Below are 10063 nucleotides of genomic sequence, written 5' to 3' on the forward strand. Positions count from 1 at the left end.
CCTACCGCAACGCATCAACTCGCGCCCTTTACCACCGGTGGAAGTGGTGGATATGCGGCAAGAGTTACAGGAGGGGAATCGTTCTATATTTAGTAGAAAGCTACAACAAGCTTTAGAACAACTGCAACAGACAAAACAACAGGGAATTTTATTTATTCATCGCCGGGGACATAGCACTTTTGTTTCTTGTCGCAGTTGTGGTTATGTGTTGGAATGTCCGCATTGTGATGTGTCTTTAGCGTATCACCAAACGGAATTAGACGCGCCGCAATTGTTGCGCTGTCATTATTGTAATTATGTGCGATCGCATCCCCAAAATTGTCCCGAATGTATGTCCCCTTACCTGAAATTCTTTGGTAGTGGTACTCAGCGAGTCGCCCAGGAATTAAGCCGACAGTTCCCAAATTTAACTTACATCCGCTTTGATAGCGATACCACCCGCACCAAAGGCGCACATCGTACCCTACTGACTCGGTTTGCTAACGGGGAAGCGAATTTATTAGTGGGAACACAAATGCTTACCAAAGGCTTAGATTTACCGCAAGTAACACTGGTGGGGGTGGTGGCGGCTGATGGTTTGCTACATTTATCAGATTATCGCGCCAGTGAACGAGCATTTCAAACCCTGACGCAAGTAGCTGGCAGGGCTGGCAGAGGTGATGAACCTGGTAGGGTGATTGTGCAAACCTACACCCCAGAACATTCGGTAATTGCGGCGGTGAGACATCATGATTATCACTCGTTTGTACAAGCGGAATTAGAACAACGCCAAGACCTGAATTACCCACCTTACGGTAGATTAATTTTACTGCGGTTGAGTAGTCTTGATCCCATCCAAGTACAGAATACAGCCGAAATCATGGCTACACATTTAGATGCTTATCAGGGATTTGAAATATTAGGCCCGGCACCAGCTAGTGTGATGCGCGTGGCTAATCGTTATCGCTGGCAAATATTGCTGAAGTTTGATCCCGACACTTTACCGCAGTTACCTGATTGGGAGGAAGTGCGATCGCTCTGTTGTGATGGTGTTAGCTTGACAATCGATGTAGACCCTTTAAATATCATCTAATCTGCAATTTTGTGGCTAATTAGGGGAATTATCCAGGTTGACAGAGGCAATTAAGCTAAGACCAAAGATGGGGCGAAAGTCTCATCTGCGGCACTCCCCCGTGAGTACAGAAGCCCAACCTACAGGCGTTCGCGTAAGCGTTCCGTAAGGAAAGCCAAGGTTGGGTAGTTCACAGATTACGTAGAAAATTATCAAGACTGAAAACCATAATCATAGCTAAATGAATTGAGTAGTGTGAAATATTGCCAAATTGCTCACACTCCGATATATAAATAGGTTATTTTTTATTTCTCAGAATTAGCTAGACAGTATTGGCTGAAAATTGAGCGCGAAATCAATGGGACAAGGTTTGTTACAAATTGTTTTAACACTATGTATTGTGATAGCAATCACACCCATTCTGGGTAATTACATAGCGCGTGTGTTCCTCGGTGAACGGACATTATTAGATGCTGTCATGAATCCGATAGAACGCAGTTTCTATGTAATCGCGGGGATTCGCCCTAAAGATGAAATGACGGGTTGGCAGTATGTACAAGCAATACTATCCACTAACCTGTGCATGGGTTTGCTAGTGTATTTACTGATATTTTTGCAAAGAGTTTTACCTGGAAATCCCAATGGATTTGGTGCGCCCAGGTGGGATACTCTCCTCCATACTGTAGTTTCTTTTGTTACTAATACTGACCAACAACATTACATTCCTGAAACAACCCTGAGTTACTTTTCCCAAGTTGCAGCTTTAGGATTTTTGATGTTTACCTCGGCTGCTACTGGGTTAGCGGTGGGCATTGCCTTTATTCGGGGAATAACGGGGAGAAACTTAGGCAACTTTTACGTTGATCTCATCCGTGCCATTACCAGGATATTACTGCCTATCTCGGTACTGGGTGCGATCGCCTTAGTTGCTTTAGGTGTACCGCAAACATTACAAGCACCTTTGACTGTCACCACCCTAGAGGGAGGAACCCAATACATAGCTAGAGGCCCTGTCGCCTCCTTTGAGATGATCAAAATGTTGGGTGATAACGGCGGTGGCTTCTTCGCTACTAACTCAGCCCATCCTTTTGAAAATCCCAATGGTGTGACGAACTTGATCGAAATCATCGCCATGATTGCCATTCCCGCCGCCATGATTTACACCTATGGTGTGTTTGCCAAAAACATCAAACAAGCTTGGCTGTTGTTTTGGATGGTATTTGCAGTATTTATCATTCTCGTCTGGATAGCTGCCGGAGGAGAACTACAAGGTAATCCTCTCGTCAATGGCACTTTAGGAGTAGAACAGCCGAATTTAGAAGGTAAAGAAGTCCGATTTGGTTGGGCAGAAACAGCACTATGGGCAGTGATGACAACCGCTAGCGTCTGCGGTGCTGTCAACGGCATGCACGACTCCTTAATGCCATCAGGACTATTTGCGACTTTATTTAATTTATGCTGGCAAATGATTTGGGGTGGTCAAGGAATTGGCACAGCTTATCTGTTAGTTTACCTGATTCTGACTGTATTCTTCACAGGACTGATGGTCGGACGCACACCAGAATTTTTTGGGCGCAAAATCGAAAGGCGGGAAATTATCCTCGCCAGTATGGTATTGATGATTCATCCTATCTTGGTGTTAATTCCCAGTGCGATCGCCTTAGCTTATCCCTTTTCCCTTTCCGGCATTACTAACCCCGGCTTTCATGGCATTTCTCAAGTCGTTTATGAGTACGCCTCAGCTAGTGCTAACAATGGTTCTGGTTTAGAAGGATTGGCAGATAATAGCCTGTGGTGGAATTTAAGCGGCAGTTTCAGCATTTTGGCAGGGCGTTATATTCCCATGACTGCCATCCTGCTATTAGCTGATCGTATGTCTCGTAAACAAACAGTACCCCAAACCTCTGGCACCCTCAAAACTGATTCCTTGCTATTTACCACTGTCACGGCTGGTATTGTCTTGCTTTTGGGGGTGTTGACTTTCTTCCCAGTCTTGGCTTTAGGGCCAATTGCTGAAGGTTTTAAATTAGCATCTGGTAGTTAGAAGATATTTGAGTTTCGGGGAGAAGGTAGACAAGAGACTGCTGATATTCTTTGGTGTCGCTGAATAATACTTTTAAAAGCTCACATACAGGCGCACCAGACGCAAAGAGTAAAGCCAGAAACAATTGTAAATTGCATCAGAGCTATAAGGGAGAAATTCTTGATGTTAGTTCCCCATCTCCCCGTTCATATCAATCCAATATTACATAAATTCAATGAAGACAGTGGCAGCTACCTCTAAAATAAAAACACCTCTTTCTGGTACAGGCGATCGCCGTCGCGCCAGCAAAAAAGCGAAAATTAATCCTAGACAACTCTATCTCAGGGCGATTTGGGATGCTTTTATCAAGCTTAATCCCAAAGCTGCCATCAAAAACCCGGTAATATTTTTGGTGTGGTTGGGGACTCTCATCACCTTCGCCCTCGCCATCCAACCTGATTTATTCGGCCCTACACAACAGCCAAATCCCCAACTTTTCAACGGCATATTAACCGGGACTTTGTTCTTAACGGTTTGGTTTGCTAACTTCGCGGAAGCCGTCGCCGAAGGACGAGGTAAAGCCCAAGCCGATGCTTTGCGTGCCACCAAATCAAAAACACCCGCGAAGAAACTCTCACCCGATGGTATGATCACCGAAGTCCCGGCTACTAGCCTCAGACAAGGCGACACTATATATATAGTGGCTGGTGATATCATCCCCGCCGATGGGGAGGTAATTATGGGTGTGGCTTCAGTGGATGAATCAGCCATTACTGGAGAATCTGCACCAGTCCTAAAAGAATCAGGCTCAGATATTGCCAGTTCCGTCACCGGTGGTACTCGCATTCTCTCCGATGAATTGATTATACGTGTCACCGCCGACCCAGACAAAGGCTTTATTGACCGGATGATTGCCTTAGTCGAAGGCGCAGAACGCAGCAAAACCCCCAATGAAATTACACTGAGTATATTATTGACTTTTTTGACCTTGGTGTTTTTGTTTGTGGTGGCTACCTTACCCGCCTTTGCCTACTATGTCAACAGTCCCATTAACGTCTCAATTTTAATTGCCCTACTTGTAGCTTTGATACCAACCACTATAGCGAGTTTACTTAATGCTATTGGGATTGCTGGGATGGATAGAGTAGCCCAATTTAACGTCATCGCCACATCAGGACGAGCCGTAGAAGCTTGCGGTGATGTGAATACCTTAGTTCTCGATAAAACAGGTACAATTACATTAGGTAATCGTTTAGCTGAAGAATTGATCCCGATCAATGGTCACTCAATGGCAGAAATGGCTAGCGTGGCTTGGGTCACAAGCGTATTTGATGATACACCAGAAGGTAAATCAATTCTCCGCCTAGCCGAAAAGTTGGGTGCCAAATTTGATTTAGACTTCAGACAAGCTCAAGGAGTGGAATTTTCCCCTAAAACTCGGATGAGTGGCACTAATTTACCAGGGGGAAGGGAAGCCAGAAAAGGCGCAGTAGAAGCTATTAAAGGTTTTGTCCGTTCCCGTCATGGGCAAATTAGCCCAGAATTAGATGCTGCTTATGAGCGAGTTTCCCAACAGGGGGGTACACCTTTAGCCGTGTGCTTGGGTAATGAAATCTATGGCGTGATTTATCTGAAGGATATTGTTAAACCAGGTATTCGCGATCGCTTTGACCAATTGCGCCGCATGGGAGTACGTACTATCATGCTCACAGGCGATAACCGCATTACCGCAGCCGTCATAGCTGAAGAAGCTGGCGTTGATGAATTTATCGCTGAAGCCACACCAGAAGATAAAATCACCGTCATTCAACAGGAACAAGCCCAAGGTAGACTCGTAGCCATGACTGGAGACGGAACCAACGATGCACCCGCTTTAGCTCAAGCTAACGTTGGTTTAGCCATGAATACGGGAACTCAAGCCGCCAAAGAAGCCGCCAATATGGTAGATTTGGACTCTGATCCCACCAAGTTGATTGATATTGTCAGCATCGGTAAACAACTGCTAATTACCCGTGGTGCCTTAACAACATTTTCTCTGGCTAATGATATTGCTAAATACTTTGCCATTATCCCAGTCATCTTTGCAGGTGCTAATCTGCAAGGTTTGAATATTATGAATTTAACTAGCACTAATTCGGCTGTGCTGTCAGCTTTGATTTATAACGCCTTGATTATTCCCGCTTTAATGCCCCTAGCTTTAAACGGCGTGCAATTTCGACCATTAACAGCTAATCAGTTATTACAACGCAATATTCTAATATATGGTTTGGGTGGAGTAATTGCACCATTGATTGCAATTAAATTCATAGATATCCTGATTACTGCCGTAGGATTAGCGTAAAAAGTCAATAGTAGAAACGCGATTATATTCTGACGCAAGTGTTACATGACAAAGGTCTTGTAGGGTGCGTCAGACTGTTTAAATGCTATCAATAAACGTATTTTTGATACCTGACGCACCCTACTAATATGCTGTTCCCTATTAAGAGTTCCCTGTTCTCCGTTAATCTGAATGAATTCTAGAAAAAATTACCAGTTAAATTCTTAGAGTAACTAAAAAAATGTCTATGTCTTTTATTAGAGAAATCATCAAAGCCTTTCGTCTGACTCTGGTACTGTGGTTAGTCACCGCAATTATCTATCCTCTAGCTATTTTAGTGATTGGTCAAGGTTTATTTCCAGTTCAAGCTAACGGTAGCATCATGCAAAATATAGAGGCTCAACCAATTGGTTCAGCCTTAATTGGTCAAGTGTTTGTTTCCGAAAAATATTTTCATGGTCGTCCCAGTGCAGTCAGATATTCTCAGGGGAGAAGAGCCAGAACAACGGGTATATCTGGTGCTAGTAATCTTGCACCTAGTAATCCAGAACTGCTCACTCGTATTATTGAACAAGCAAATAAACTGCAAGAAGAAAATATCCCACCTTTAGCTGATTTAATTTATACTTCTGGCTCAGGTTTAGATCCACATATTTCCGTCCAAGCTGCTAGACAACAAATAGAGCGCGTTGCTCGCGCCCGTGATGTCCAAGCCGATGAACTATTAAGGCTAGTTAATAAATATACTGAAGGGAGATTTTTAGGAATTTTTGGCGAACCAGGAGTTAATATTTTGCGGTTAAATTATGCTCTTGACTTGCAAGATATTAACCGGGAGCAAAGTTAGAGACTCTTGAGTGAGTATGAGGAAAGAATTTCTGACTCCGCTTCCTTTGCTTCCTTTGCTGCCTTTGCTGCCTCTACTCCTCAAACTTACCTTTCATCTCGCCACAAAGCAATACCACCTAATAACCCAGTGATATTAGGAATGAGTCGCACATTTAAGGGTAGCTGAAAATTTACTTTTACAGCTTCACCGCCGCCAATATAAAGGTAATCATAATTGAATAAACTCTGCAAAGATGCGATCGCCTTTTTTAACCGACGATTCCATTTTTTCTCACCAATTTTGTCTAACGCCGCCCTTCCTAGCTGTTCCTCGAAAGTTTCATTTTTGCGAAACGGATGATGTCCCATTTCCATATTCGGAACTAATTTACCATCGACAAACAAAGCCGAACCGAAACCAGTACCTAACGTAATTACCAACTCTACACCTTTACCTTTAATCGCCCCCAATCCTTGCATATCTGCATCATTAATCACCCGTACAGGTTTATTTAATCGTTGCAAAAGTGCTGTTTCTAAATCAAACCCAATCCAATCTGGATGTAAATTTACTGCTGTTTCTGTGACACCATAGCGCACCACACCCGGAAAACCTACCGAGACACGATGAAACTCACCTTGAGCAGCTGCTAATACCATGATGGCATTGATCACCACTTCTGGTGTAGCGGGTTGGGGTGTATCAACACGCGCCCGTTCACTCACGGGGTTTCCTGTGATATCTAAGACTATCGCTTTGACACCACTACCACCAATATCAACCGATAAAGTGCGAATTGAGCCATTATCCTCGACCATTGATTGTCCTTCCTTTGATTGTTTCAGACTTGGTTATTATGCGCTGAATTGGAGGTTAGAAGCTAGAGGTTGGGCAGATGAGGGAGACAAATCAATTCACAATTGTTGACGGTTGACGGTTGACGGTTGACTGGGTAAAAGTTCTTCTCCCCTGTTCCCAGTACCCAGTCCCTTCTAATTCCCAGTTAATATAAAAATGATGCGATCGCAGCAGCCAAAAGCCGCTTCTTTCATTTTGAATTTTGAATTTTGAATTTTGAATTTTCCCAGATGCACAACTTTATTCCCCCAGAACGGTTTTTTCCCTATCTCACCTGGACTGAAATTCAGGCTATGCCGAATAAGGAAAATGTTGTTATCATTCAACCAGTGGGGGCAATTGAACAACACGGGCCTCATCTACCACTGATTGTTGATGCTGCTATTAGTGTAGGTGTTTTAGGTAAGGCTTTGTCAAAGTTGGATGCTAATATTCCGGCTTACGCTTTGCCTACTTTATATTATGGTAAATCTAACGAACATTGGCACTTTCCCGGTACAATTACCCTCAGCACCGAAACACTCACCGCTACAATCATCGAAGTTGCCGAAAGTATCTACCGTGCTGGCTTTAGAAAGCTAGTATTGATGAATTCCCACGGGGGACAACCCCAAGTGATGCAAATGGCAGCGCGGGATTTACACGTTAAGTATGGCGACTTTTGGGTATTTCCGCTTTTTACTTGGCGTGTACCTCACATTACTAAAGAATTGCTGACACCAAAGGAAGCAACCCAAGGAATGCACGCCGGAGACGCGGAAACTAGCATTATGCTGGCTATTTTACCAGAGCAGGTGAGGTTAGAGCAAGCCGTGGCGGAATATCCCCCAGAACAGCCGGCAGGTAGTTTGTTGAGTTGGGAGGGTAAGCTACCCGTGGCTTGGGTGACAAAGGATATTAGTAAAAGTGGTGTAATTGGTGATGCGACTACAGCGACTAAAGAAAAAGGCGATCGCATTTTAGAATCTGTCTCTGATGGTTGGGTAGACGTAATTACAGAAATTTACAACTTTCGCCAGCCTAGTTAAACATCAGTCTTGTAGTCTTGTAGGGTGCGTCAGACTGCTTAAATGCTGCCAATAAACAGATTTTTGATATCTGACGCACCCTACTAATATGCCAGTTGCGTAAGTCCTGACAGTGAGAGAATCAGTTTACCTGACCGCCTGACCACCGTCAACAACAAAACTGTCAGCAGTTAAAACCGCACGATTGGAGAACAAGCCTATTTGTACCGACGCACCAGCACCACTACCATCAGCATCAAAGAACAGTGCGCCTGTAGTTTGATTGTAAATCAAGCGGTGAGTGTCTGTAGTCGCACTCGTCCCCCTGATAAACCAGCTGTTATCAGCGATCATTTGTGGTGTGATACCCAACTCAGATGCAGACACTTGGATAATATCTTCACCAACGCGGAAATCGTTAATAGTATCAACACCACCGAGAACACCAATCAAGTCAAAGGTATCTGCACCACGACCACCAACTAGGGTATCATCACCAACACCACCAGTGAGTGTATCGTCCCCGACTCCCCCGGAGAGAAAATCATCACCGTCTAAACCACGCAATTCATTATTTTGATTGTTACCAAAGATGTGGTTATCGAGTTCATTACCTTCACCAAATTCAGCATTTCTCACCAATGTCAGGTTTTCTAAGTGGTCGCCTAATGTCCAATCTACAACAGAGATAACTGTATCAATACCTTCATCGGCGAGTTCAACAATCGTGTCGTCTCCACTATCGACTTCGTAGATATCATTACCAACACCACCAAATAGACTATCATCACCAGCACCACCATCAAGTCGGTCATTATCAGCACCACCATACAGGGTGTCGTTACCGCCCTTACCCATTAACCAATCATCACCTTCTAAACCAGATAAGATATTATTGGCATTGTTACCGATAATATGGTTATTGAGGCTGTTACCAGTACCATTCTCGGCATTACCCAAGAGGGTGAGATTTTCCAAGTGATTTCCGAGTGTGTAGTCGATGAAAGAGTTAACTTTATCTCTGCCTTCACCGTCATTCTCAACTACGGTGTCGCCAGCACTATCGACAGTATAGATATCATTACCACGACCACCAATCAGGCTATCATTTCCTGTTCCACCGTCGAGGTTGTCGTCACCGTCGCCTCCATCAAGGGTATCTTCACCTTGGTTGCCGTAGAGTAGGTCAAAGCCAGCATCATCACCACCTTTGATGATATCATCACCTGCGCCACCGAATACGTAGTCATTACCAGCACCGCCATCGAGGTTGTCGTCACCGCCGCCTCCTAGCAGGTAGTCATTACCGTCTAAGCCTTCAATGACATCGGCGTTGTTTCCACCTCGGAGAATTTCTTTTTCGCCTGTGCCTTGGATGGGTGTGCCGTTGTAATCGGTGATGTTGACGGTAATATCAGCAATGCTGAGGTTGCTGTAGTTACTATCGTCGCTACTGATGGTATGGGTGATAGTACCTGTGTGATTGCCTTCTGTGATGGCATCATTCAAGGCTTTGACTGTGACTTCTTGGGCTATGTTCCAGTTGGCGGGGGTGAAGGTGAGGGTGTTGGGGCTGGTTGTTAGTTGTGTACCAGGGTTGAGAGTAATGGTGACATCATCTGTGGGTTGTCTGTCGAGGACGACTGTATAAGTATCTCCTTCCCCGCCTTCGGTGACATCTGTGCTGCCGTCAGTTGGGCTGATGGTGACACCTGCGGTATCGTTGTCGGTGATAGCAACGTTGATGGGATTAATCGTCAAATTAGAATAGTTAGGATCGTTGCTAGTGACTGTGTGGGTGATAGTATCTGAGTGATTACCCTCAATTACAGCATCATTCAGGGCTATGACTGTGACTTCTTGGGCTATGTTCCAGTTGGCGGGGGTGAAGGTGAGGGTGTTGGGGATGGTTGTTAGTTGTGTGCCAGGGTTGAGAGTAATGGTGACATCATCTGTGGGTTGGCTGTTGAGGACG

General features: G+C 44.5%; 7 protein-coding genes. 5 read left to right on the forward strand and 2 right to left on the reverse strand.

The window, feature by feature from the left end; all coding sequences use genetic code 11:
• From priA to kdpC, 4 genes are all read left to right on the forward strand, one after another.
• Positions 1-1072, forward strand: a 1072-nt coding sequence (gene priA / locus AACS98_RS09270; RefSeq protein WP_232317133.1) for a replication restart helicase PriA, incomplete at its 5' end; no start/stop codon positions are given.
• 337 nt (positions 1073-1409) lie between these two features.
• Positions 1410-3095 (forward strand): potassium-transporting ATPase subunit KdpA, encoded by a 1686-nt coding sequence (gene kdpA / locus AACS98_RS09275; RefSeq protein ID WP_066378637.1) that lies wholly within the window; start codon positions 1410-1412, stop codon positions 3093-3095.
• 214 nt (positions 3096-3309) lie between these two features.
• Entirely contained in the window at positions 3310-5415 is a 2106-nt protein-coding gene (gene kdpB / locus AACS98_RS09280) for a potassium-transporting ATPase subunit KdpB (RefSeq protein ID WP_066378639.1), read from the forward strand.
• A 226-nt stretch (positions 5416-5641) separates the two neighbouring features.
• On the forward strand, positions 5642-6241 hold the full coding sequence (gene kdpC / locus AACS98_RS09285; RefSeq protein WP_066378640.1) for a K(+)-transporting ATPase subunit C: 600 nt from the start codon (positions 5642-5644) through the stop codon (positions 6239-6241).
• 86 nt (positions 6242-6327) lie between these two features.
• On the opposite strand, the gene AACS98_RS09290 is transcribed toward kdpC, so the two are convergent.
• The gene (locus AACS98_RS09290) at positions 6328-7041 is read right to left on the reverse strand and encodes an ROK family protein (RefSeq protein WP_066378646.1); all 714 of its coding nucleotides are present in this window, start codon (positions 7039-7041) and stop codon (positions 6328-6330) included.
• Between the two features lie 270 nt (positions 7042-7311).
• On the opposite strand from AACS98_RS09290, the gene AACS98_RS09295 reads away from it, so the two are divergent.
• The gene (locus AACS98_RS09295; protein ID WP_066378693.1) at positions 7312-8109 is read left to right on the forward strand and encodes a creatininase family protein; all 798 of its coding nucleotides are present in this window, start codon (positions 7312-7314) and stop codon (positions 8107-8109) included.
• Positions 8110-8235: 126 nt separating this feature from the next.
• On the opposite strand, the gene AACS98_RS09300 is transcribed toward AACS98_RS09295, so the two are convergent.
• The coding region (locus tag AACS98_RS09300) for a calcium-binding protein (protein ID WP_369815973.1) at positions 8236-10063 on the reverse strand (1828 nt) is incomplete at its 5' end.

Origin of the sequence: Anabaena sp. CA = ATCC 33047, assembly GCF_963870205.1 — a bacterium.
In the GTDB taxonomy this organism is placed as follows: domain Bacteria; phylum Cyanobacteriota; class Cyanobacteriia; order Cyanobacteriales; family Nostocaceae; genus Trichormus.